The 23,340-nt window shown below is 51.9% G+C and carries 25 protein-coding genes; 12 read left to right on the top strand and 13 right to left on the bottom strand.

The genetic code is table 11. The features are described from left to right. Window positions 1–47 precede the first annotated feature (47 nt). The 4 genes from IE055_RS15395 to IE055_RS15380 are packed head-to-tail and all read right to left on the bottom strand — an operon-like array spanning window position 48 to window position 1,516. Window positions 48–326 (bottom strand): hypothetical protein, encoded by a 279-nt coding sequence (locus IE055_RS15395; protein ID WP_189402572.1) that lies wholly within the window; start codon window positions 324–326, stop codon window positions 48–50. Window positions 327–369: 43 nt separating this feature from the next. Continuing rightward, a complete protein-coding gene (locus tag IE055_RS15390; RefSeq protein ID WP_189402571.1) occupies window positions 370–792 on the bottom strand; it encodes a hypothetical protein in 423 nt (140 codons plus the stop codon). 33 nt (window positions 793–825) lie between these two features. Next, window positions 826–1,077, bottom strand: a complete 252-nt coding sequence (locus tag IE055_RS15385; RefSeq protein WP_189402570.1) for a twin-arginine translocation signal domain-containing protein — start codon at window positions 1,075–1,077, stop codon at window positions 826–828. A 13-nt stretch (window positions 1,078–1,090) separates the two neighbouring features. Continuing rightward, entirely contained in the window at window positions 1,091–1,516 is a 426-nt protein-coding gene (locus IE055_RS15380; RefSeq protein WP_189402569.1) for a hypothetical protein, read from the bottom strand. A 199-nt stretch (window positions 1,517–1,715) separates the two neighbouring features. Between IE055_RS15380 and IE055_RS15375 the strand changes: the two genes are divergently transcribed. Genes IE055_RS15375 through IE055_RS15360 form a run of 4 tightly spaced genes read left to right on the top strand, consistent with a single transcriptional unit; the run spans window position 1,716 to window position 6,145 of the window. Beyond that, window positions 1,716–2,774, top strand: a complete 1,059-nt coding sequence (locus IE055_RS15375) for a glycosyltransferase (RefSeq protein ID WP_189402568.1) — start codon at window positions 1,716–1,718, stop codon at window positions 2,772–2,774. Beyond that, on the top strand, window positions 2,662–3,768 hold the full coding sequence (locus tag IE055_RS15370) for a glycosyltransferase family 2 protein (protein WP_189402567.1): 1,107 nt from the start codon (window positions 2,662–2,664) through the stop codon (window positions 3,766–3,768). The genes IE055_RS15375 and IE055_RS15370 overlap by 113 nt, the downstream gene beginning before the upstream one ends. Next, window positions 3,768–4,988 carry a class I SAM-dependent methyltransferase gene (locus IE055_RS15365; protein ID WP_189402566.1) on the top strand — a complete coding sequence of 407 codons (1,221 nt, stop codon included), beginning with the start codon at window positions 3,768–3,770 and terminating at the stop codon, window positions 4,986–4,988. Before IE055_RS15370 ends, IE055_RS15365 begins: the two co-directional genes overlap by 1 nt. Continuing rightward, window positions 4,988–6,145, top strand: coding sequence for a class I SAM-dependent methyltransferase (locus IE055_RS15360; protein WP_189402565.1), 1,158 nt, complete (start codon window positions 4,988–4,990; stop codon window positions 6,143–6,145). The genes IE055_RS15365 and IE055_RS15360 overlap by 1 nt, the downstream gene beginning before the upstream one ends. Before the next feature lie 8 nt (window positions 6,146–6,153). Here the strand turns inward: IE055_RS15360 and IE055_RS15355 are convergent, their stop codons facing one another. From IE055_RS15355 to IE055_RS15340, 4 genes are read right to left on the bottom strand one after another with little or no spacing between them, the layout of a single operon-like run. After that, window positions 6,154–7,185, bottom strand: coding sequence for an NAD-dependent epimerase/dehydratase family protein (locus IE055_RS15355; protein ID WP_189402564.1), 1,032 nt, complete (start codon window positions 7,183–7,185; stop codon window positions 6,154–6,156). Beyond that, window positions 7,182–7,925, bottom strand: a complete 744-nt coding sequence (locus IE055_RS15350; protein ID WP_189402563.1) for a sugar phosphate nucleotidyltransferase — start codon at window positions 7,923–7,925, stop codon at window positions 7,182–7,184. Before IE055_RS15350 ends, IE055_RS15355 begins: the two co-directional genes overlap by 4 nt. Beyond that, complete coding sequence (locus IE055_RS15345; protein WP_229794324.1) at window positions 7,922–8,611, bottom strand: lysoplasmalogenase; 690 nt, start codon at window positions 8,609–8,611, stop codon at window positions 7,922–7,924. Before IE055_RS15345 ends, IE055_RS15350 begins: the two co-directional genes overlap by 4 nt. A gap of 22 nt (window positions 8,612–8,633) precedes the next feature. Beyond that, the gene (locus IE055_RS15340) at window positions 8,634–9,146 is read right to left on the bottom strand and encodes an adenine phosphoribosyltransferase (RefSeq protein WP_189402561.1); all 513 of its coding nucleotides are present in this window, start codon (window positions 9,144–9,146) and stop codon (window positions 8,634–8,636) included. 141 nt (window positions 9,147–9,287) lie between these two features. Here IE055_RS15340 and IE055_RS15335 point away from each other — a divergent pair, with 141 nt between their 5' ends. Continuing rightward, window positions 9,288–10,394, top strand: coding sequence for an AI-2E family transporter (locus IE055_RS15335; protein WP_189402560.1), 1,107 nt, complete (start codon window positions 9,288–9,290; stop codon window positions 10,392–10,394). Window positions 10,395–10,449: 55 nt separating this feature from the next. On the opposite strand, the gene metK is transcribed toward IE055_RS15335, so the two are convergent. Then, the gene (gene metK / locus IE055_RS15330; protein WP_189402559.1) at window positions 10,450–11,616 is read right to left on the bottom strand and encodes a methionine adenosyltransferase; all 1,167 of its coding nucleotides are present in this window, start codon (window positions 11,614–11,616) and stop codon (window positions 10,450–10,452) included. 129 nt (window positions 11,617–11,745) lie between these two features. Here metK and IE055_RS15325 point away from each other — a divergent pair, with 129 nt between their 5' ends. After that, a complete protein-coding gene (locus IE055_RS15325) occupies window positions 11,746–12,333 on the top strand; it encodes a DUF4870 domain-containing protein (RefSeq protein WP_189402558.1) in 588 nt (195 codons plus the stop codon). Here IE055_RS15325 and hemL read toward each other — a convergent pair. From hemL to pdxA, 4 genes are all read right to left on the bottom strand, one after another. Further along, window positions 12,314–13,591: a glutamate-1-semialdehyde 2,1-aminomutase gene (gene hemL / locus IE055_RS15320; protein ID WP_189402557.1), complete on the bottom strand. Its 1,278-nt coding sequence runs from the start codon at window positions 13,589–13,591 to the stop codon at window positions 12,314–12,316. The genes IE055_RS15325 and hemL overlap by 20 nt on opposite strands. Before the next feature lie 143 nt (window positions 13,592–13,734). Continuing rightward, window positions 13,735–13,938 (bottom strand): 50S ribosomal protein L31, encoded by a 204-nt coding sequence (gene rpmE / locus IE055_RS15315; RefSeq protein ID WP_189402556.1) that lies wholly within the window; start codon window positions 13,936–13,938, stop codon window positions 13,735–13,737. 122 nt (window positions 13,939–14,060) lie between these two features. Next, window positions 14,061–14,867: a 16S rRNA (adenine(1518)-N(6)/adenine(1519)-N(6))-dimethyltransferase RsmA gene (gene rsmA / locus IE055_RS15310; protein ID WP_189402555.1), complete on the bottom strand. Its 807-nt coding sequence runs from the start codon at window positions 14,865–14,867 to the stop codon at window positions 14,061–14,063. Continuing rightward, window positions 14,860–15,828: a 4-hydroxythreonine-4-phosphate dehydrogenase PdxA gene (gene pdxA / locus IE055_RS15305; protein ID WP_189402673.1), complete on the bottom strand. Its 969-nt coding sequence runs from the start codon at window positions 15,826–15,828 to the stop codon at window positions 14,860–14,862. Before pdxA ends, rsmA begins: the two co-directional genes overlap by 8 nt. 115 nt (window positions 15,829–15,943) lie before the next feature. Here pdxA and glmU point away from each other — a divergent pair, with 115 nt between their 5' ends. The 6 genes from glmU to IE055_RS15275 are packed head-to-tail and all read left to right on the top strand — an operon-like array spanning window position 15,944 to window position 23,335. After that, window positions 15,944–17,332, top strand: a complete 1,389-nt coding sequence (glmU, locus tag IE055_RS15300; RefSeq protein WP_189402554.1) for a bifunctional UDP-N-acetylglucosamine diphosphorylase/glucosamine-1-phosphate N-acetyltransferase GlmU — start codon at window positions 15,944–15,946, stop codon at window positions 17,330–17,332. 11 nt (window positions 17,333–17,343) lie between these two features. Continuing rightward, window positions 17,344–19,179, top strand: a complete 1,836-nt coding sequence (gene glmS / locus IE055_RS15295; RefSeq protein ID WP_189402553.1) for a glutamine--fructose-6-phosphate transaminase (isomerizing) — start codon at window positions 17,344–17,346, stop codon at window positions 19,177–19,179. After that, window positions 19,180–21,354: a DNA helicase II gene (gene uvrD, locus IE055_RS15290; RefSeq protein WP_189402552.1), complete on the top strand. Its 2,175-nt coding sequence runs from the start codon at window positions 19,180–19,182 to the stop codon at window positions 21,352–21,354. 16 nt (window positions 21,355–21,370) lie between these two features. Next, on the top strand, window positions 21,371–22,054 hold the full coding sequence (locus IE055_RS15285) for an alpha/beta hydrolase (protein WP_189402551.1): 684 nt from the start codon (window positions 21,371–21,373) through the stop codon (window positions 22,052–22,054). Continuing rightward, window positions 22,047–22,583, top strand: coding sequence for a GNAT family N-acetyltransferase (locus IE055_RS15280; RefSeq protein ID WP_189402550.1), 537 nt, complete (start codon window positions 22,047–22,049; stop codon window positions 22,581–22,583). The genes IE055_RS15285 and IE055_RS15280 overlap by 8 nt, the downstream gene beginning before the upstream one ends. Then, window positions 22,580–23,335 carry an enoyl-CoA hydratase/isomerase family protein gene (locus tag IE055_RS15275; protein WP_189402549.1) on the top strand — a complete coding sequence of 252 codons (756 nt, stop codon included), beginning with the start codon at window positions 22,580–22,582 and terminating at the stop codon, window positions 23,333–23,335. The genes IE055_RS15280 and IE055_RS15275 overlap by 4 nt, the downstream gene beginning before the upstream one ends. Window positions 23,336–23,340 lie beyond the last annotated feature (5 nt).

Below are 23,340 nucleotides of genomic sequence, written 5' to 3'. Positions count from 1 at the left end.
TTAAGCAGGATTCTCAACTGGATTTATAGCGTGGCAGCTGAGTTGACCTATTCGCTTACATGCTTTTCTGCTGGCCATTTTTCGATTGGGCAGGCGAATCCACCAAGCCAGGTTTTAATGCCCATAGCACACAAGCATTTGGAACATTGGGTGGTGGCTGAGATAAAATGCTCGCACTGCTTACAGGCGGTATAGCGTCGGTCCTTGATCTCGCTCGGCACCCGCCAAAATTTCTCGGAGAGCTTACTCCAGCGGTTAACACCTACTTGAATCAGATCGGTGTAGCGCCAGCGGCTGGCGTCCATATCGGACTCAATGTCCCCCATTCAGATCAACCCAGCAGTGTTGATACAGACAACGCCAATCCGTTTACCCATCGCAACCTACGAATTCGAGTGAGAATGTGCTCATCTCAGAAATGACGTGCGGCCCTACTCCACCACAGTTTTCAAACACTTGCGGGTAATAACTTGTCGTTGCCGGGCCACAATTCGTTAATACGTGCTCAAGCAGAAGTGTGCCGCTGTTGCTACCCCCGTCGGGTTTGATTTTTAAAGTGGTTTTGATATCACAATTAGCGTTGCTGAACCCATAGGTTAACAGGTTATCCAAATTGACGCTTAACGCTGAACCGTCCCAGTTCGGCACCGTAATCGGCGACGAGGTATCATATGAATATCGCCCTTGATTACTGATACTAATCGTTAAATTTGCTTTTTTACCATTCCCCACGGCCCCGTCGACACATAGGAAGAACCTGACCCCAATCCCGTAACCTGAACAATCTGCCATTTCTCAAATCCTCTGTTTTGTTCGTTTAGCGACTTATTCGATCGATCCGGACGCGGCGATACCAATCGTGAGCGTGCTGGTGGAAGCAGCGGCCTGGGTCACATTAAAATTTGTGATCAACACGGATCCCGACGCCGAACCCGTTGTAACAATTTGCGGCTCATCGAGCAGGTACGTCACAATACCTGAGATATGACTCACATTTTGAGCCGATGCTGAGCTACTGACGACGAGACCACCGGTGCCCGCCGCGACTGTTTTGATAAACTTTCGTCTGTCTTGCATGCTACGCTCCTCGCTATACCACGCACGCTGGTTGATCCAGCGTGTAAGTTGTCATTTCGGAAATAATATACGGGCCAATACCACCGCAATTTTCTACCACCTGCGGGGAATATGACGACGGAGCAGCACCGCAGCCATCCAATTCAAACTCGATTAGCAACGTGCCGGTATTGGTATTGGCATCCGGGATGATGGTGATGCGCGCCGCCTTCGTGGTGCAGTTAGCCGAACCATATCCGCCGTAAGAAGACATTTCTGAAGTCACGTCAAATACTGTTCGCGACCCGTCCCAAGAACGTGTGATGCTGTCGGTATGAAAATTTGTGTTCAGTGTTTCGTTAATCGAAAACGTTACCTGAGCATAGTTACCGGCACCAACCTCGCCATCCACACACATATTAATCTCGAGTCCAAACCCGTAACCACTACAATCTGGCATAGCATGCTCCAATCCGTTTTGAATTTTGATGTTTAAGGACAAGGAAAAAGTGGCATTTGCGTTCAGGACGCTGAACAGACAGAATATGCCCATGAAACCCAACCTAGTCACACTAGCCTATCACATACTCGTTCATACTCTCCAGCGGTGGCGATGGGAAATTTCATAAACATGGATTTAAGTTAACAACTGTATATTTATGAACGAACTCGGGCGACTGCATTTCGCGTTAATGTGTAATCGCAGTAACGGCGGCTTTTTCAGCGGATTAACTCTGATTGACGAACTACAGCCGTATGTTGATCTGTGCGTCTGGAATCTGGTACCCCAACACGACGACAGCTTGCTGTCTTTGTTTGCGAATCGCAGCCTCACAGTTAATCAAGCCCAACCTTGCATTGAGCTTGAACCTGGTGATCACGTATTTTTCTACATGAATGAGTACCCAACCCTGTGGCGAAACTTCAGTCGCGCTTGGCAGTCAGCATTGTGTCACGCCGATTCGATTCAGATCGCATTCAATCGCACCGTCGGCGCTATGCCCTTGGAGACTTGGCTCGCTCCGCATCTGACGCATTTGTATTTTCAAGATACCCACATGCACGCCGAATGGCGCACACTGGTCAAGGGAACGGGCCTGCGATCAACTCCCGTCAGTATCCTGCCGCCGCCCGTGAATATTTCTGGTTTTCTGACAACTGAAAAACACGCCACAAAGAACCCAGAAGAGCCAGTCATCATTGGTAGACTGGCGGGCGATGGCGATGTGCCCGAGAACGCCATCGACTTTTACACGGAATTAGCCACAGCGCTACCCGAAGCCGTGTTCTGGTTTATGCCGGCACCTACGCGCCTCGCTGAGGCACTACAAGGCCATCCACAATTTCATTTTTTTGCACCCAACGAAATCTCCCCATTGGCGTTCCTGCGCGCCACCGACATCTACTTGCTAACCTACGCACCGATGGTCCCCATTCCAGGCCCACGCTCATTGGTCGAAGCAATGGCGGCGCAATGTGCTCCGGTGGTGGTGAACCGCGATGGCCCGCAACGACGGGTGGTACATGGCAAATCAGGTTTTTGTTTTGACACTGATCTTGAGTGTCGATCACATGTTGCACAACTGGTGCGTGACCCCACACTTCGTGAGCGAATCAGCAAAGCCGCCCACGCACGAGCACTTTCGTTTAAACTGTCTGACTGGACTGATCAAATCCTCCAATATTGTGCTGCCGACCGTAAAACGCCAACAAGCTAACCAAGCGATTGATCACAGCTCGCCCAAAGTCAGCATCGGCCTGCCGGTCTACAACGGTGAGAACTATTTACGTGAAGCGATTACGTCGCTGTTGGGTCAGACCTACACCGAGTTCGAGTTAATCATATCTGACAACGCATCCACGGATTCAACTCAAGCCATTTGCGAAGAATTTGCCGCCCAGGATTCTCGAATCCGCTACTACCGAGCAGACAAAAATCACGGCGCCAGCTGGAACCACAGCTTCGTGATCACTCACGCCAAAGCGCCGCTATTCAAGCTGGCAGCGCATGACGATGTGTGCCTACCAACGCACCTAGAACGCTGTGTTGCCGCATTGGATGCGAACCCCACGGCACAGTTGGCATACACCCGAACGCTGATGATGCATGGCGACCAATCATCCATGACCTTTTACCAAGACGACGTAGAGCTGAGCTCGCTCAATGCGGCAATTCGATACGGGGACCTGATTCACGCCGCGCCACCCGCTTTCCCAATCTTTGGAGTTGTACGAACGCAGGCACTGCGTTCAATCCCGGGGTTTGAACCGTACAAAGCCAGTGACCGAGTGGTACTGATTCGACTGGCGCTGATGCACCCGTTTGTGTTCATTGACGAACCACTATTCCAATACCGTTGGCATGCAACCAATGCGTCGAATTTGATGGCATCAGGTAATGGGTTTTACACTTGGTGGAATCCAAATGCGGGACAAGGCCGCGTGTTCCCCGAGTGTCGCATAGTGTATGAACACTTGCGGTCTGTGTTCTTGATACCGCTAAGTTGGTCTGAGCGGCGCGCGTGCCTGCGTGAATGGTGGCATTGGGTAATCAACAATCGCCAAAGAATCGGTTTGGAATTGAAGCAACTGTACAGTCGCGCCCCACTGCCTCCTTACCCAACACTCACTCTGATCGACCAAGCCATGGTACGGCGCGCGCGCGCTGAATTTAAGGCACGAGCTTACCCCAACAAAAGCGCGCATTCTTGATGTTTGAATCAGTCAGCCAATGTCGAGCCTGTGACACCCCATTCGCCGCCCCCCTGTTGGACCTCGGTATGATTCCGGTCGGCGATGCACTCAGTTCATCGCCGCACGATATGACCAGCCAGGCGCCGTTGGTAGTGCACTATTGCGATGCGTGTTTATTATTGCAACTTGAATATCACCTGATCCCAGAGCGGATATTCAATCATCAGTACCCGTATTTTTCCTCCAACATTGCGTCACTGGTCGCGCGCATGGGTGATTTAGCGGCACAGCTTATTGCAGAGTATGCCCCCGATGTTGCCCGCCCGGTGGTCGAAATCGCCAGCAACGATGGGTATTTTCTGCAACATCTAAAACACCATGGCTACCGCACGCTGGGGATTGAACCCTGCACCCCACAAGCTGATATTGCAATTGCCAAGGGTGTTCCAACCATCAACGCCTTTTTTACGCGGGCACTCGCGCAACAGATTCTGGCGAAACATGGAAAGCTACACCTGATCGTTGCCAATAATGTTGTTGCGCACGTCCCTGACATCCACGACTTGCTAGCTGGTATTGGCCTCTTGCTAGACGCTAACGGTACTGCCGTGGTTGAGTTCCACCATGCGTTGCCGATGCTCGGTCAGCGCCAATTCGATACTCTGTACCATCAACATATTTTCTATTACAGCCTCACTTCATTCAAAGGCCTACTGGCAAACCACGGATTACACGTCAACAAAGTGGAACAAATCGAAGCGTATGGCGGTTCCCTGCGTATTCACTTTGGCCACCAACCCCGGCAGGACGACAGTGTACGGACACTCCTTGACGTCGAAAACATGCTGTTGAAGCAAGCCTCGATCACTCAATTTGCTGCATCGTTCTATGCAGCACCACGGGCTTTGAAACAGCTCGTGGAATCGCTGCATCACCAAGGTAAAAAGATTGCTGGTTATGGTGCTGCGGCCAAAGCCAGCACCTTATTGGCCATCTCCGAGCTGGATGCACCACAACTGAGTTATGTTCTAGACAAAAATCCAGCCAAGCATGGCTTGTTCATGCCTGCCAGCGGGCTTCGAATCGAGTCTATCGACATGCTTAGAAATGCGCCAGTGGATTACCTGATTGTTTTTGCTTGGAACTATGCCGACGAAATTATGGCGGAACTAGCCTGGTTTCGTGCCCAAGGTGGCCGCTTCGTATTACCGCATCCGAGCTTAAGGGTAATCGACTGATGTCATCACCTTGCCCGATCTGCCTGCAACACAGCACCACCGAACTTTTCTTTTTGTCGGCGGTGCCAGTCCACAGCGTACGACTCACCCCAAGCGCCGATGCTGCGAAGGCAATCCCGACAGGCGATATCCGTCTCTTGGCCTGCAACCAATGCAATATGGCTTGGAACGGCGACTTTGATGCTACGCTTGTGCACTACGATGGCGACTATGAAGAAACCCAAGCTTACTCACCCAAGTTCCAGACATTTCATCGACAATTTGCCGTAACGCTTGTGGAGTCCTATCAACTTCGTGGTAAGACCGTACTGGAGATCGGCTGTGGGAAAGGTGAATTCCTGACGGCCCTGCTCGACGCTGGGATTACTGAAGCGATTGGCTTTGACCCATCGTTTAACCCAAAACGTGCACGCAGCGATGCACGTTTAACCGTGTATCAGCAGCTCTACCCGCCCAATCCAAGCGCCAAGCTAACGCTCCCGGCGATCGACTTTTACCTATGCAAGATGACGCTCGAACATGTGTTTGAGCCACGTGAATTTTTATCCCAGTTACGCAGCTCGATTGGCGACCACGATTGCCTAATGGCGATTCAGGTACCGGCACTGGAACGCATCCTGACTACCACCGCATACTGGGATGTTTACTACGAGCACTGCAATTATTTTAGCGCCGACGCGGTCGCTAGGCTGTTTTCAATGTGTGGCTTTGAGGTAATCCAATCTGAGACCATTTTCGATGACCAGTACCTCAATGTGGTGGCACGGCCAGTTACCAAATCAACACGCACCACCGCACCCAACCCGTTGCCATTCACCGCATTCAAACAGAACCTAGAGCTTGAATTAGCCGCATGGCGCGAACGCCTACTACCCGCTGCAACGCAAAATGCGTTACTGGTTTGGGGCGCTGCGTCGAAGGCCGTGGGATTACTGAGCGCCCTACCTGAACTCAAAGTCGGCACGACACTGGTGGACATCAATCCCCATAAGCACGGCACGTATTTGCCTGCTACTGATCTGCTTATTCACGACCCGCAACAGCTCCAAAACCGCCAGTTTGCAATCATCCTTGTGGCCAACCCAATTTACCTCGACGAAGTGGCTACGATGTTAAAGACGCTCCGCATCGACGGTGACGTTATCGCGTTGAAATAACACGCGCACTACCTACCAGTGGCACGCAAAGCGCAATCAATGACGCCGTTCGATATCAGCGATTTCAAATGTGCAAGTCGATTAAACCGATTACCCTCGAAGTCCTCGACCGCGACCGGCACGCGCGTAATAACGTCAACCAATTCCTGAATTCCAGCAGCCAGATCCCAGACCGGCCGATAGGCTGGCACTGTTTGCACCAGTTTGTCGCAATTGACACGGTAATTCCGCGTATCGGCAAACGCTTCATCTAGGGTGCGTAACTCCGATCCGGGAACCGCTGCGTGTACCAACCTAGCCACCTCGAGGATCTGGTAATTTTCTGCAGTTCGGCCCACATTAAAGGCCTGCCCTGCTACCCGTGCTGATGGCGCTTCGAGCGTGGCGACATAGGCTCGCGCAACATCACTGACATGTACCAGTGGACGCCAGGCACGGCCATCGCTTTTTAACACCACCTGTTTGCTCGCGAGCGCGTACGCCACCAGATTATTCACCACCAGATCAAATCGGATACGCGGGGCTACGCCATACACCGTGCCGGCGCGCAAATTACAAGGTTCAAAGCTTGCGCAAGCCAGTTCGCAAACAGCCGTTTCTGCCCCCACTTTGGAATGCCCATAGGCTGTTTGGGGGTTGAATGGCGCGTGCTCATCCAGCAGTTCGCCCGCACTGGCGCCGTAGTTGCTGCACGACGAGGCAAACAAGAAACGACGCACACCGGCTTGTTTTGCTAGACCTGCCAACCTAACTGAAGCAGATTGATTAATTTCTATCGTTAAGGTTGGATCAAAGTTACCTAATGGGTCGTTGGAAAGCCCAGCCAGATGAATCACGGCTTCATAGCCTTCGAGATCCTGTACGGTTAGATCTCGAACGTCCTTAGCGAGATTGTGGCCATGAAAGCTGGCCTCCGGCACATAGACACAGTCTGCAAAAAAGTTCATGTCACAACCATCGACCTCGTGACCTGCCGCATTGAGCATAGGCACGAGAACACCGCCGATATACCCAAGATGACCAGTCACGAGTACTTTCATGTTTGCATAGTCTGGTATTGATTGTGTGTGGCCGGCAGAGGCCAGAAAGCCCTGTCCTGTGCGACCAGCTCATTAAGGTATTGCCATTCGGATTGTATATCCATGCACTGCCAATCCCCTTCATGCCGGTATGCCTGTAACCTCCCACCTTGACTTAAAGGAGTGAGGACGTCGTGTTCCCAAGAACACTCTGGCCCCGTAATCATCTTCAACACAGACGGGTTAACCACAAAGTAACCCCCACTGACCCAATGATCGGATTGTCTTTGCTTTTCCGTATAGTGCGTCACCGTCCGGTCATGAAGACGCAATGCCCCAAAACGCTGAGGCGGATGCACGGCAGCCAGGGTAAGTTCTGCGGAATCGGCTTGGTGTTGGGCACACATGGCGGCGAAATCAACGTTGGATACCGCATCGCTCCAACTCAACAGAAAAGGCTGGTCGCCAATAGCACTGCTCAACGCCAGCACACGTCCCCCAGTATTGGTATCCAGGCCGGTGTCGATCAATTGTAGATCAAGCCCGTGCCTGGGACGATTGAACCCATGCCGTTCTAAGTGTTCAACTTTGTAACCACCGGCAATGGTTACGCGTTGGACACCGCTGGTCGCTAGGTGGACCAGAATATGGTCTAACAAAAATACGCCACCGACTCTCATCAACGTTTTCGGTTGTTGTTCTGCGCCGCCCAACATGCGTGTGCCACGCCCGCCAGCTAGAATGCAAGCATGCTCGATCAAAGCCTTGAGCCTCGTTCGATGTGGGCCTGCTTCAGTAGAGGCGGCACCAACATGGCGAGTAACGTCATGGCCAACCAGTAGAAGCTCAGAATAACCAAGCTAGACCACCAGACCGGCTGAAGAAATTTATTGTAGGCAATCACGGAGTCCGAGATTGCAAACACGATTGCACCCAAGGCCACACCTCTGGCCACGGCCGAGCCAGAATATGATGCCATTCCGACCGCGCACAACACCATCGAAATAATTACGCTGAGGTAGACGGCGACCGGCACAGTCAACACCCCTAGGTGTGGGAAAAGTAGAGAGAAATACCCAACCGCCGCGGAACCGATTACGAGCGTTGGAAACCAGGATAATCGCAGGCCATATGCGCGCGCAAACACCACGATAAACCCAAGATGAGCAAACAAAAACGCAGTCAACCCAAAAACAAACAGCGCATCAAACAGCAGCAAGGTGTCGCCCAGAAGACACAAACACAGCGCACCGAACATCACACGTAATTCAATCGACCCAAGCCCATTTGCCAACTGCCAAAACAAGGCAATAATCAGGATCGTTGTCAGCGGTTTAAGGGCCATAAAGGCCACGCGCATTCCGGCGTATTCCGACGCAATGGCGGCGCACGCGGCGAACACAATCGCCGCAATCAATACGATTTGTTTGACCCAACCAGAACCCATATTGTCCCCTACCGGTACATTGTTAGAAAGACACCAGCGCAACTGTATCGACGTCGCCGAGCTGAGCACGTCCATTCAAACCGTCTAATTCGATCACAAACGCAAATAGGGTCACATCGCCACCGACCTGATTCACCAAGGCCGCCGCTGCCGCCGCGGTGCCACCGGTCGCTAGCAAGTCGTCGATAATCATTACTTTCTCGCCTGATTTAATGGCGGTTTTCTGCAACTCGACTTCAGCACTGCCATATTCTAAAGCATAGGTTTCAGCCACGCAGTCACCGCCCAGTTTGCCTTTTTTGCGTGCCATCACGATCGGCAATTTTTGTCGCAGCCCTAACGCGCCACCAAATAAAAAGCCGCGGGCATCCAGCGCCACGATTTTATCAATGTCGTGCGCTTCCATGGCTTCAGAAAACCGCTCTACCACATGCGAAAAGGCCTCTGGGTGCTCGGTAATCGACTCAATGTCTTTGAACTGAATACCCGGTTTTGGAAAGTCCGGAATAGTGCGAATTAAATTTTTGAGATCCATCAAATCAGTGCTCGTATCGAGCAGGTAAGCAAACAATGTGATGATTATACCTGCTCTCTTTGCTTCACGCCTCCCATGCGACTTGTTGTGATTTGGGCGAGGCTTTACTATAGGTGCTCTGCTATTCAGTTGAGTACTCCAATGACCATAGATAACCGTGCCATTTCTGTCTCGCTCGTCATTTTAGCCACCATCGCGGTTTTCTATGTGTTGGTTGTCGGGCAAGCATTTTTAGTACCCTTGGCCGTCGCCGTGATGGTCTGGTACGTGATCAACGCGCTAAGCCGAACCTTCGCGCGTGCGATCCCATTGTTTGAAAAACCCAACTGGATCACCTTAATTTTGGCACTGATCAGTATTGGTCTATTTTTTGGCTTCGCGATCAATATGGTGTCTGACAACATCACCGCCGTGCGTGCAGCCGCACCCGAGTACAAGGCTAATTTTGACCAAATGTTGATTAAATTAGGGGCCGACTCACGCTTTGATTTGTTGCCTAACGTAAAGCAGATGGTTAGTCGAATCGAGATTGCACCGTTGATTAGTACGCTAGCCAGCACATTCACCGGCATGATCGGCAACATTTCATTAGTACTGTTCTACGTGATGTTCATGTTGCTGGAACAAGGCACGTTCCAAAAGAAGATTGCGGCGATCTTTCCGGACCGCTATCGGCGCCATTCGATTATGAGTATTTTGTCGCATGCGCAGGAAGACATTCAGACCTATCTTTGGATCAAAACCGTCACCAGCTCGCTCACTGGTATCATCAGTTACGGCGTACTGAAATGGGTCGGTGTCGATTTCGCTGGCTTTTGGGCGTTCACCATATTCATGCTGAACTACATTCCGACAATTGGGTCAATTATCGCAACGCTGTTTCCTGCCATTCTCGCGTTGATTCAGTTTGACACGTTCACGCAATTTTTCATTGTCCTTGCCGGTGTTGGCGCGATTCAGGTCGCTGTAGGGAACTTTTTAGAACCGAGACTGATGGGTAACTCATTAAATGTCAGCCCATTCGTAGTAATGATGTCGTTGACGCTTTGGGGCAGTATTTGGGGAATTGCCGGGATGTTTTTGAGTGTGCCAATCACGGTGATGATGCTGATTGTGTTCGCGCACTTCGAAAAAACACGCTACATTGCGATCCTATTATCCGGCGATGGCAGTCTTAAGTTTGCCGAAGTCAACGGTGAACTGGCGGGGATGGAACAAGCCAACTCGGATTCCAGAAACACCGCTTAAAAATCAAAAAAGGGCTGCAATTGCAGCCCTTGATTTGAATCCTGGGTCCTGGACTTTACAGCCCGGCTGCCTCACGTAAGGCATCCGCCTTATCCGTATGCTCCCAAGTAAATTCTGGTTCAGTACGACCAAAATGGCCATACGCGGCTGAGTTTCGATAAATAGGTCGAAGTAGATCCAAGGTCTGGATAATGGCCTTTGGACGCAAGTCAAAATGCTCTAACACCAAGGCTTCGATCTTCGTTTCTTCAATCTTGGCCGTACCAAACGTGTTCACCATTAAGCTCACCGGCTTAGCCACACCTATCGCATACGCAACTTGGACTTCACAACGGTCAGCCAACCCCGCGGCCACCACGTTTTTAGCTACATAGCGACCGGCATACGCGGCGGAGCGGTCAACTTTCGATGGGTCCTTGCCAGAGAACGCGCCGCCACCGTGATGCGCTGCACCACCGTAGGTATCCACGATAATTTTACGCCCAGTAATCCCACAGTCACCAACCGGCCCGCCGATAACAAAACGCCCGGTCGGGTTAATCAGATACTTTGTTTCTGCGGTGACCATATCGGCAGGCAAAACAGGTTTAACAATTTCTTCGATTACCGCCTCAACCAAATCTTTATGTGAGACTGACTCATCGTGTTGCGTCGACAGCACCACAGTGTCAATGAAACTTGGTTTGTCGTTTTCGTAACGTACAGTGACCTGTGATTTTGCATCGGGTCGCAACCAGGGCAACTGACCGTTTTTGCGCAACTCGGATTGCTTTTTAACTAAACGATGCGAGTACTCAATCGGCATCGGCATCAACACATCCGTCTCGCTACAGGCGTAACCAAACATCAAGCCTTGGTCGCCAGCACCTTGGTCCAAATCAATACCTTCGCCTTCGTTCACGCCTTGGGCAATGTCTTTGGACTGCGGATCCAGCGTTAGCATAATGGCGCAGCTACTGTGATCAAAACCCATTTCTGAGCCGCTGTAGCCGATTTCTTTGATAGTATCGCGTATCCGTTCAACCACACCGTCCAAACTACGCGCACTGGTGATCTCACCAGACAACACCACTAAGCCGGTGTTAACCAAGGTTTCACACGCGACGCGCGAGTATGGATCTTCTTCCAGAAGATAATCGAGAACGGTATCAGAGATCTGATCCGCAACTTTGTCAGGGTGGCCTTCCGAGACGGACTCTGACGTAAACAAATAATTCCGCATTGCTATACCTTTTCGTGCTTCTAAGGGTATTTGATTCAATTAAGTCGGCGGAGTTTAGCACCAACTATGTTTTAATACACTTCACGCGAGTGAAGTACTTACAGCTTTTTCCCTAATTCAATAAATTCTATGGTAAATCGTCTTCCCAGCTGGATTTTTCTCAGTCTGGCTATGTTGTTAATGGGCATTGCCCTGATGCCATTGGTGCGTGCTGCAATCGGCATCGACACTGAAATCCAGATGTCGTTTCTCACCGTCATCTCTTTGCTGATCGCCGGTTTGATGTGCGGGCTAACAGCGATGTTGTTGTTGGTAAGACGACAACCCAAACTAAAAACACATCTAGCGCAAACCCATGACCGCACCACGGCGGCCTGGATCCACGCCAGCGGGCTGTTGTTGTTCACCGGCATTCCACTGCTGAACTTTCTGGTTTGTTATTATCTTTGGGTAACCCGCCGCAGCCAATCGGAATACTTGGATTATCAGGGCCGAGAGGCGATTTGTTTTCAAATCACAACGTATCTGTATCTGCTCATGTGTCTGTTCATGGCCTACATCATCGTCGGCGCGCTGGCCATTCCGCTACTCTTGCTATTTCATTTGATCGCAACGGTGGTCGCCATCATGGTGACGTTGAACGGCCGACTGTTTCGTTACCCAGCGAACATTTCGATTATTGAACGCACACCGTCAGTTACACCAGCGTCGACATAACCGCCGCTGCGTGTTCCAACGTGTCGGCAATATCGTTCTCGGTATGGGCACTGGAAACAAAGCCCGCCTCAAATGAGGACGGTGCCAGATACACTCCGCGCTTGAGCATGCCGTGGAAAAAGGCGTTAAAACGATCTCCGTCACAGGCCACGGAATCGGCGAAGCTAAGCACGCGCTTGGCATCGGTGAAGAAAAAGCCAAACATACCGCCGACGCCGTTGGTAGCCAACGGAATGTCAGCACTGCTGGCCGCATTGCTCAAACCAATCAATAAGCTTTTGGTTTTCGCGGTGAGATTCTCATAGAAGTTTGGCGCTGAGACCAACTCCAAAGTTTTGATGCCTGCCGCCATCGCGACTGGGTTGCCCGACAAGGTGCCCGCTTGGTAGACCGGGCCGTCTGGCGAAATGTGATTCATGATCTCGGCTTTACCGCCAAACGCGCCAACCGGCATACCACCACCAATCACTTTACCGAAGCAGGTCAAGTCTGGCGTTACACCGTAGACACCTTGGGCGCCCTGTAGCCCGACACGAAACCCGGTCATCACCTCGTCAAAAATCAACACCGTGCCGTAATCATCACAAAGCTTACGCAATCCTTCTAGATAACCCGGTCTGGGAGTAATCAGATTCATATTACCCGCAACCGGTTCGATAATGATGGCGGCAATCTGCTCTCCCAATTCCGCAAACAGGGTTTCAACTGACTCAAGATCATTAAATGGCAGGGTCAATGTTTGTTCTGCCAGCGCGGCTGGCACACCCGGCGAGGTTGGCACGCCAAAGGTCAAGGCACCGGAACCCGCTTTAACCAATAGACTGTCCGAATGACCGTGGTAACAGCCTTCGAATTTGAGAATTTTGTCGCGCCCAGTAAAACCCCGCGCCAAGCGTAAGGCGCTCATCGTGGCTTCCGTTCCAGAGCTGACCATACGCACTTTGTCGATACTTGGGATCAATTCACAAATTTTACGTGCCAGTGTGGTTTCAGACTCGGTCGGGGCACCAAAACTCAATCCGTTATCAGCCGCCTGTTTGACCGCGTCGATTACTTCTGGGTGCGCGTGACCCAGGATCATTGGTCCCCAGGAACCAACATAGTCAATATAGTGCTTGTCGTCCGCATCCCATAGATACGCACCTTTGGCACGTTGGATGAATACGGGCTCGCCACCAACGCTTTTAAACGCGCGAACCGGCGAATTAACTCCACCAGGAATATATTTTTGGGCTAGTTGGAATCGTGAGTTACTCATAGATCTGGCACATAAATGGGGATTTAGAGAAGCGAGGTTGCCATGCAGAGGATAGCTTGGCAATCGATTAAGGCTGTGAATACACGAAAAAAAAAGGTGCTTCGCAGCACCTTTTTTAAACGCAATTCAAGAATGTAGTAACCTTACTTTTTACCGTAACGTGACTTGAATCGACCTACACGGCCTTCAGTGTCCATTACTTTCTGCTTACCAGTGTAAAAAGGGTGACATTCAGAACAAATTTCAACGTGCAAGTCTTTGCCAAGTGTTGAACCGGTTTTGAATGCGTTGCCGCATGCACAGGTGACGTTGATCTCACCGTATGCTGGATGGATGTCTGCTTTCATGATTTTCTCCAAATTAAAGAGATCGAACTCGTGATTTTGCGCGAATTCATTCCTCAGGGCGAGCGAATATAGGGCAATCCAACCGCTATTTCAAGCACTTGAAGCACGGTCTTACGCAAAAATTAAGCTTTCGAGTGTGTTTCGCTCTGCTGCGTGCTAAACGCGTTGGCTAATGCGGCAAATTCGGCGACCGTTAATGTTTCGGCACGCGCGCTTGGGTCAATCTCGAGCGCACTAATTTGTGTTGCATTCAGCATCGGTTTTAGATTATTGCGCAACGTTTTACGACGCATCGAAAAGGCTTGTTTTACCATCGCGGCAAAATCCGCGTGGCTGGCTACCGGGTGTAGAATACGATCCAGGGGCGTTAGACGCGCAATCGCGGACTCAACCTTGGGTGGTGGAAAAAATGCTGTCGCTGGCACCGTAAATAGAGACTCTATGTGATAGCGCTGTTGCAACATCACCGACAAACGGCCGTATTGTTTACTGCCGGGCTGCGCGGCCATTCGATCCACCACTTCTTTCTGCAACATCACTACCTGACTAGCAATGCGGTCGGCGTATTGCAATAAGTGAAATAGCACCGGGCTAGAAATATTATAGGGTAAGTTGCCGATCACCTTGATAGAATCAACATTGCTCAGCACTGGTGTCAAATCAAACTGCAATATATCTGCGCCGTGAACGGTGAGATTTGTTTCGTTACGCGAGGCCCAGTACTGCACAAGGTCGCGGTCAAATTCCACCAAGTGCAAGTGAGCTGCGAGTGGCAGCAATAACTCGGTTAACGCCCCACGGCCCGGACCAATCTCCAACACCGTGTCAGTGGCTTTGACAGCCAAACTATCAACGATTTTGCGGATAATATTAGGGTCTTGTAAAAAGTTCTGGCCCAGTGATTTTCGCGGTGCTGCAAAGTCAGCCATTATCCAACTCCGACGCGATCTGACTCGCGCTCATCAACCGCGCTTGTTCGAGCGCCACCTTCAAGCTGCCAATATCGGCCTGTCCTGTTCCCGCGATGTCAAACGCCGTGCCATGATCAACCGAGGTCCGAATGATCGGCAAACCCAATGTGATGTTGGCCGCTTGACCAAACCCCTGATATTTCAACACCGGTAACCCCTGATCGTGATACATGGCGACGGCCACATCCGCGTTTTTCAGATATTTCTCGGTGAACAGCGTGTCAGCAGGTAGCGGCCCCACCACCTTCAAACCAGCTTCGCGTAATTGGTTAAGTGCCGGTTCAATAATTTCTATCTCTTCCATACCCAAATGCCCGCCTTCTCCAGCATGTGGATTCAAACCACAGACCAGCAAACGTGGCGACTGCAGTCCAAATTTACTGCGCAGATCTTGATCAATAATCCGGCAGATCTGTTGAATTCGCTCGCCCGAAATTGCATCACTGACATCACGCAAAGGTAAATGGGTAGTGATTAGCGCCACGCGCAATTTGCTACTAGCCAGCAACATGACCGGCATCGCCGCACCGGTGCGCTCAGCAAGATATTCGGTGTGGCCACTGAACTGCACACCCGCGTCGTTGATGATGCCTTTATGTAAGGGGCCGGTGACCATCGCAGCAAACTCGCCGTGCAAGCAACCATCTATCGCCACATCCAGCATACGAATCACGCCGGCAACATTGGCGGTACTTGGTGCGCCGCAAACATTTGGATCGTCGACCGGCACATTACGGATCACCAACTCGTCTGGCAGCGTCAATCCTAAGCGCGCTGCACGCTGCGCCAGCAGTCGTGTGTCGCCAATAATAACGGTATTTGATAAGCCACCTTGGTGCGCCAATTGGAGTACCAAATCTGGTCCAATGCCCGCTGGTTCACCAACGGTCAGCGCAATAGGTCTGTGCGATGCAGTCATCATGTGTGTGATTATACCTTCTCTGCGATTACCGAACGGTTATTTTATGGTCTGACCCTCGTTCCACGAGGCACCATTTGCTAGAATCGAGCTTTTACGACACGCCACCCCACGAATGACTACTCGCCCGCTTCATATCGTCGTTTTAGCCGCCGGCAAAGGCAGCCGCATGAACTCTGATCTACCGAAGGTACTGCACCAGATCGCCGGACAGAGCCTGCTCGCACATGTACTGAACAGTGCCTTCACACTCGGGCCTGATTGTATCCACGTGGTGGTTGGACACCAAAAACAACAAGTGATTGACGCATTTGTTCATCACCCTCAAAAGCAACAACTGAACTGGGTCGAACAAACTGAACAACTCGGTACCGGACACGCAGTCTCCACTGCGATGCCAGACATTCCCGATAACGCCCATGTTCTGATGCTCACGGCTGACGTGCCCTTGATCCAGGCGCACACATTGCGCGCCTTGGTAAGCGCCATGGCACATGCACCCTTGGCACTTCTCACGGCAGAAGTGCGCAACCCGTTCGGATTGGGGAGAATTACACGTGATACAAGTGGTAATATCACTGGCATTGTCGAACAAAAAGATGCCACCGAATCTCAGCGTACTATTCGCGAAATTAATTCCGGCATCCTATGCGCGCGAAGTTTAGATTTAGCGCGCTGGCTACAACAAATCGGCAATCAGAATGCCCAGAAAGAGTACTATCTGACTGATATCGTGGCTCTGGCTCATGATGAAGGCGCTCCGGTATTTGGCACACAGCCCGACTCCGAAGCCGAAATCATGGGGATCAACACCCGAGTTCAATTAGCCGAGGTTGAGCGTTTGTTTCAACAGTCGACAGCGGAATCACTGATGCTGTCCGGCGTTACAATGCTCGACCCAGCCAGAGTTGATATTCGCGGCGACGTCATAATTGGTCGTGATACGGTAGTAGACATCAACGTCGTGATCGAGGGGCCAACCCACATCGGGCGCAACGTAAAGATCGGACCAAACTGTGTGATTAAAGCCAGTCGCTTGGCCGACAATGTCACTATTCACGCGAACACCGTTATCGAAGAAGCAGAGTTGTACTCGGGTGTGAATGCTGGCCCATTCGCACGCTTACGGCCAGGCACGGTGTTGCATGACAACGTGCGCATAGGCAACTTTGTTGAGACCAAAAACGCACAGTTATCAACCGGCGCCAAGGTAAATCACTTGAGCTATGTCGGCGACGCACTGGTCGGCAGCAATACCAACATCGGCGCAGGGGTAATCACCTGCAATTACGATGGCGCAAACAAACACCAAACGGTGATCGGCAATGACGTGTTTGTTGGTTCGGACAGCCAACTCGTAGCACCCGTAACCATTGGCGATGAGGCAACCATTGGTGCCGGATCGACTATCACCAGCGATGTTGAGCGCGGGAAACTCGCCATCAGCCGCGGACGGCAAAGACAAATCTCCGGCTGGCAACGGCCTAGCAAAGATAAACAATAGGAATTACAACTATGTGTGGAATTGTTGGCGCGGTCGCTTCGCGCGATATCACTCCGACCTTGCTTGATGGTCTACGCCGTCTAGAATACCGCGGCTACGATTCCGCGGGCCTGGCTGTGGTGAATGCCGACGGAGCGCTGGATCTGCGTCGCAGTGTTGGCCGCGTTGCCAGTCTGAAAGCCATTACCGAACACGTTGCAGGGCATGTGGGCATTGCGCACACACGCTGGGCAACGCATGGTAAACCGGCTGAGAATAATGCCCACCCGCACACCAGCTCGTCGCAGGTTGCCGTGGTGCACAATGGCATTATTGAGAACCATCAGGAATTACGTAGTCGCCAGAGAGAGCTTGGTTTTCCGTTCAGCTCAGAGACCGACACCGAAGTCATTGTGCATCAGATTGACTGGCATATGCAGCAAGGCAAAGACTTGCTTGCCGCGGTACAAACCACGGTGCAAGAATTACACGGCGCCTATGGCTTGGGTGTGGTGTCAAAACTTGAACCTGACACACTGATCGCGGCACGCAGTGGTTCGCCGTTGCTGATCGGAATCGGCGTCAACGAAAATTTTATTGCGTCCGATATGTCCGCCCTGATCCCAGTATCCAATCAATACATGGTGATGGAGGACGGTGATATCGCAAAAGTCACTAGCCGGTCCATCCAGATTTTTGATCGCAATGGCGACCCAGTTGAACGCAAAGTCATTGTCAGTAATTTGAGTGACGACGAAACCGAGTTGGAAGGTTACGCGCACTACATGAAAAAGGAAATTCACGAGCAAACCCGCGCCATTACCGAAACCCTGGAGGGTCGGCTCGGTGCAGATAGTGTGCTGGAACTGCCGTTTGGTGAGCAGGCGCGTGATATTTTTGACCGCACCCGTGAAATAAAAATTATTGCGTGTGGTACCAGCTATTACGCAGCCTCGGTAGCGCGCTACTGGTTCGAAGAATTCGGTATTAAATGTGATGTCGAAATCGCCAGCGAGTATCGCTATCGAAAACACGTAGTCAACGACGGCACCCTGTTTGTGACCATCTCGCAATCGGGTGAAACACTCGATACCATGGCCGCACTCGAGATGGCCAAAGGCATGAACTACATTAACACGCTCTGCATCTGTAACGTGCCCGAAAGCTCCTTAGTACGCGCCAGTGACCTGACGATATTTACCCATGCGGGGCGCGAAATCGGTGTCGCATCAACCAAAGCCTTTACCACCCAACTCGTGACCTTGTTACTGGTGGCAATCTGTCTACGCCGCCGCCAAGTCGGCGATGGGCGCTCGATCGATGCGGTTGAGACCGAGATCGTGAACGAGCTACGCACTTTGCCTCAGCAGATTGAGAATGTACTGGATTTGGAAGACCAGATCATTGCCATGTCCAAATACTTTTCCAATAAAGAGCACGCGTTGTTTCTGGGCCGCGGTGCGCATTTCCCAATCGCCATGGAAGGCGCACTGAAACTCAAGGAAATTTCCTACATCCATGCCGAAGCCTACGCGGCTGGCGAATTGAAACATGGCCCACTGGCGCTGATCGATGAAGACATGCCCGTGGTCGCGGTGGCTCCGAATGACGAGTTGTTAGAAAAGCTCAAATCCAATCTGGAGGAAGTGCGCGCACGCGGGGGCAAACTATTTGTGTTTGCCGACGCTGAAAGCGGTCTGCAATCGGACCAACAGGGTATGGTGTTAAACGTCGCGCCAGTGAACAATTACATAGCACCTATTTTGTATGTGGTTCCATTGCAATTATTGGCCTATCACGTGGCCCTTCTCAAAGGCACTGACATCGATAAACCGCGCAACCTGGCAAAATCAGTGACGGTCGAATAAGTGGATATTTCGCATATTTTTAATGAGCTGAACGACGCGCAACGAGAGGCCGTTGCAGCGCCTCCCTCGCCGGTATTGATCTTAGCCGGCGCTGGCAGTGGCAAAACACGGGTGCTGACTTCGCGTATTGCGTATTTGGTTGAGGCGCATGGCGTCTCGCCCCTGTCGATTATGGCGGTCACATTCACCAACAAAGCCAGCCGCGAAATGCGCAGCCGCATTGAGGACATTCTAGGGCTGCCAATGTCGGGCATGTGGATTGGCACATTTCACAGTTTAGCGCACCGATTACTGCGTCAGCATTATCAGGAAGCCAACTTACCGCAGGCGTTTCAGATCCTCGACAGTGACGATCAACTGCGCATGATTCGCCGCAGCCTAAAAGAACTGGCATTGGACGAAGCCTACTGGCCGCCTAAGCAGGTACAGTGGTACATCAACGCCCACAAAGAAGAAGGTCGCCGTCCGACTAGCGTGCCACCAAGCAACGACCCGCAACAACAGACCTTACTCGCGGTCTACACCCATTACGAGTCGTTGTGTCAGCGCTTTGGTTTGATCGATTTTTCTGAGTTGCTTTTGCGTGCCTTTGAGTTGCTTAAAAACAATGAAGTATTGCGTGCGCGCTATCAGGACCGATTTCAACACGTCTTAGTTGACGAGTTCCAAGACACTAACTCGATTCAATACGCCTGGCTTCGCTTGCTCGTGCAAAGGTCCGGCAACCTGTTCGCAGTCGGTGACGACGATCAAAGCATCTACGGTTGGCGCGGCGCTAAAGTCGAAAACATTTTACAATTCGAAAAAGATTTTCCCGACACCAAAGTCGTGCGTCTGGAACAAAACTACCGTTCCACCAGCGCCATTTTGAACGCCGCCAACGCGGTAATCGAGAATAATGATACCCGCTTAGGCAAGAACCTATGGACCGCTGGCGAAGAAGGCGAAAAAGTCAAACTGTACACTGCGTATAACGAGACCGATGAAGCAAAATTCGTAATCGGCCAGATTCAAGCTTGGGTCGATCAGGGCGGTGCACGCAGTGAAGTCGCGATCCTCTACCGTTCCAACGCACAATCACGGACTTTCGAAGAACGGCTACTCAACGCGGGCATGCCTTATCGCGTCTACGGTGGTTTACGGTTTTTTGAGCGCGCCGAGATTAAAGACGCGTTGGCGTATTTACGACTGTGTACTCGCACCGATGATGACCCGTCATTTGAACGCATCGTCAACACACCGACTCGCGGTATAGGCAATAAGACCGTCGACACTGTGCGAGAATACGCACGGCAACACCAGCTTTCGATGTGGGATGCGGCAAGTCGACTGATCGGCAGTTCGCATCTAACATCGCGTGCGCAATCCGCCTTGGCGACGTTTGTGAATTTGATTCAGGAAATCCGATCTCAAATCGAAGACCAGGATTTGTTTCAGCAGATCGAAATCATGCTCGACCTGAGTAAGCTGATCGAACACTTTAAAAAAGAAAAAGGCGAGAAAGGCCAAGCACGCGTTGAAAACTTACAGGAATTGGTCACGGCCGCGCGCGGGTATGAAATCGACGAAACCGAAGACGATTTGCCGCCACTGGCGTCTTTTTTAGCGCACGCGGCGTTAGAAGCGGGCGATGGACAGGCCGAAGAATGGGAAGATTGTGTTCAACTCATGAGCCTGCATACCGCCAAAGGCCTAGAATTTCCACTGGTGTTTCTTACCGGGTTGGAGGAAGGATTGTTTCCACACCAACGCTCCTTGGAGGAAGGTTCCGGTCGGCTCGAGGAGGAGCGCCGCTTGTGTTACGTCGGTATGACTCGCGCCATGCAACAACTGTGGCTGACGTATGCCGAGAGTCGGCGCCTTTATGGTTCTGAGAAGTACACCAGTCCGTCGCGCTTTTTAGGCGAGATACCCGATGAACTCATCGATGCCGTGCGACCGAAACCGAAAACCTCGTACTCAGCACCGGTGCGCGCGCACTCTGCCTGGGTAGATGACCAGAGCGCACACGAAAGCGGAGTCAGCGTCGGCATGCGTGTCGGGCATCCAAAATTTGGTGAAGGCACGGTCATTAATATCGAAGGCCACGGCGAGTATGCGCGTATCCAAATCAATTTCGCCGAAGCCGGCAGTAAGTGGTTAGTGCTGGCCTATGCGAATTTGACCCAATTGTAACGCCCTCGGCCGACCTATGGACGCGCAACGCCTACCTACCAACGTGCCTTCCGAGTCCGTTATCTTGCTGCATGGACTGGGCCGCACGCGTTTTGCGATGCGCAAGATTGCCGCCGAGCTTAGCAACGAGTTTCACGTCGTTAACCAAGGATACCCCTCGCGCAGCCACCCGATTGAAACCTTGGCTGACCTTGCTATTGAGTCGGCACTGGCGGCCTGCGCCGACGCGTCGCGCGTCCATTTCGTCACGCACTCGTTAGGCGGAATTTTAGTGCGGCAATATCTGAGTCGGCATGCTTTACCCCAGCTCGGACATGTCGTCATGCTTGGTCCGCCGAATCAAGGCAGTGAAATCGTTGAGGCATTTCGGCGCACCCCCATACTGACACAGTTTTTCGACCTGCTGAACGGCCCAGCGGGTCGCCAACTTGGCACCAGCTCAGACAGCCGGCCTAGATCGCTCGGCGCGGTCGATTTTTCACTCGGCGTAATTGCTGGCAACCGGTCTGTCGACCCAGTGCTGTCGCGGCTGCTGCCAAGTCAAAGCGACGGCAAAGTGACCGTAGAAAGCTCACGTGTGGATGGCATGCAGGACCATATTGTATTGCCGGTGGATCACACTTTTATGATGCGTGACCCTAGGGTAATCAAACAGATCCAAACGTTTTTACGCCAAGGTCGTTTTAAACACCATGATTGAGTTGCTCTCAGACTTTAGGATACAAACCGAGAATTACCTGCTGCGACCGATTGTCGAAACGGATATCACGGCGATCTACGCAATCCATTCGGATGACGAAGTCAATCGCTACCTTCCCTACCAGACTTGGCAAAATTGGGCGGATGCTGAGCGCTGGTATGCTCGTGTCCTTGAGCGCCGAGGCATCGCAGAGGCGGCGCAGTTCGTGATTCTGCGTCGAGGCCGGCCAGAACTTGTGGGCACCGCCATTGCGTTCGACTATTTGGCGGAATCCAATAGCATCGAAATCGGTTATGTTCTGGCCAGAGCCAACTGGGGGCAAGGTGTGATGACAGAAATACTCCGTGCGCTGCTACCCGCGTTAGCAGACCGTTTGACCCTGTCGGAGTTTCGCGCCAATGTAGATTGTGAAAATACGGCGTCATTGAATTTGCTCGCAAAGCTCGGGTTTCAAACACGCAACGTCGTCACCCAAGAGGACGGCACACGCTCGCAACGATTAACTAAGACCACGAAGACGACACTATGACCACGATACTGACCCGCGAACACGACGGTGTGTTCACCATTACCTTTAACCGACCTGACGCGTTTAATGCATTCACGCCGGCGATGCTCCATGACTTTCTGGCTGCGTTGGAACAAGCAAATCACGATGAAGCCTGTAAGGTGGTGGTGGTGAACGGCAACGGGCGCGGGTTTTCCGCCGGAGTCGACCTCAAGATCCTACAAGGGATCGAGCCGAAGGCCGGCAAAATCGGGGACGTTTTCGACACCATTGCCAACCAAGTCACCTACGCCATTCGTACACACCGCCTGCCGGTCATTGCCAAGGTACACGGCGCGTGTTTTACCGGGGCTCTCGAACTCGCGCTGAGCTGTGACTTTATCATTGCCGACGCCGATACTAAATTTGGCGATACTCATGCTAAATGGGGGCTGCGTCCGACTTGGGGTATGGCGCAAAATCTGGCGCGTGCCGTTGGCGTACGCCGCGCGCGACAATTATCGTTCAGTGCAGCCGTCTTTTCCGGTCGTCAGGCGCTCGATTGGGGCTTGGTCAATGATGTAGCGGAAGGGGCAGACGCACTCGACCAACTCGTGGCTGACCTGACGACGCAAATCTGTGATGGCAGTACTGCCGCTATTCAAGCCTATAAAACCTTGTATCAGATCCACGAGCGCTACCAACCTCTGGAAGACGCTTTGATGCACGAAAATGCCGAGCAGTTCCCCGACATCAACGATACCTCGGACCGGTTGGGCGCCTTCGGCGCGTAGTAAAC

Origin of the sequence: Arenicella chitinivorans, from assembly GCF_014651515.1 — a bacterium.
Lineage (GTDB): Bacteria > Pseudomonadota > Gammaproteobacteria > Arenicellales > Arenicellaceae > Arenicella > Arenicella chitinivorans.
Note: the sequence above shows the minus strand (reverse complement) of the source record. Positions and strands in the feature narration are given on the sequence as shown.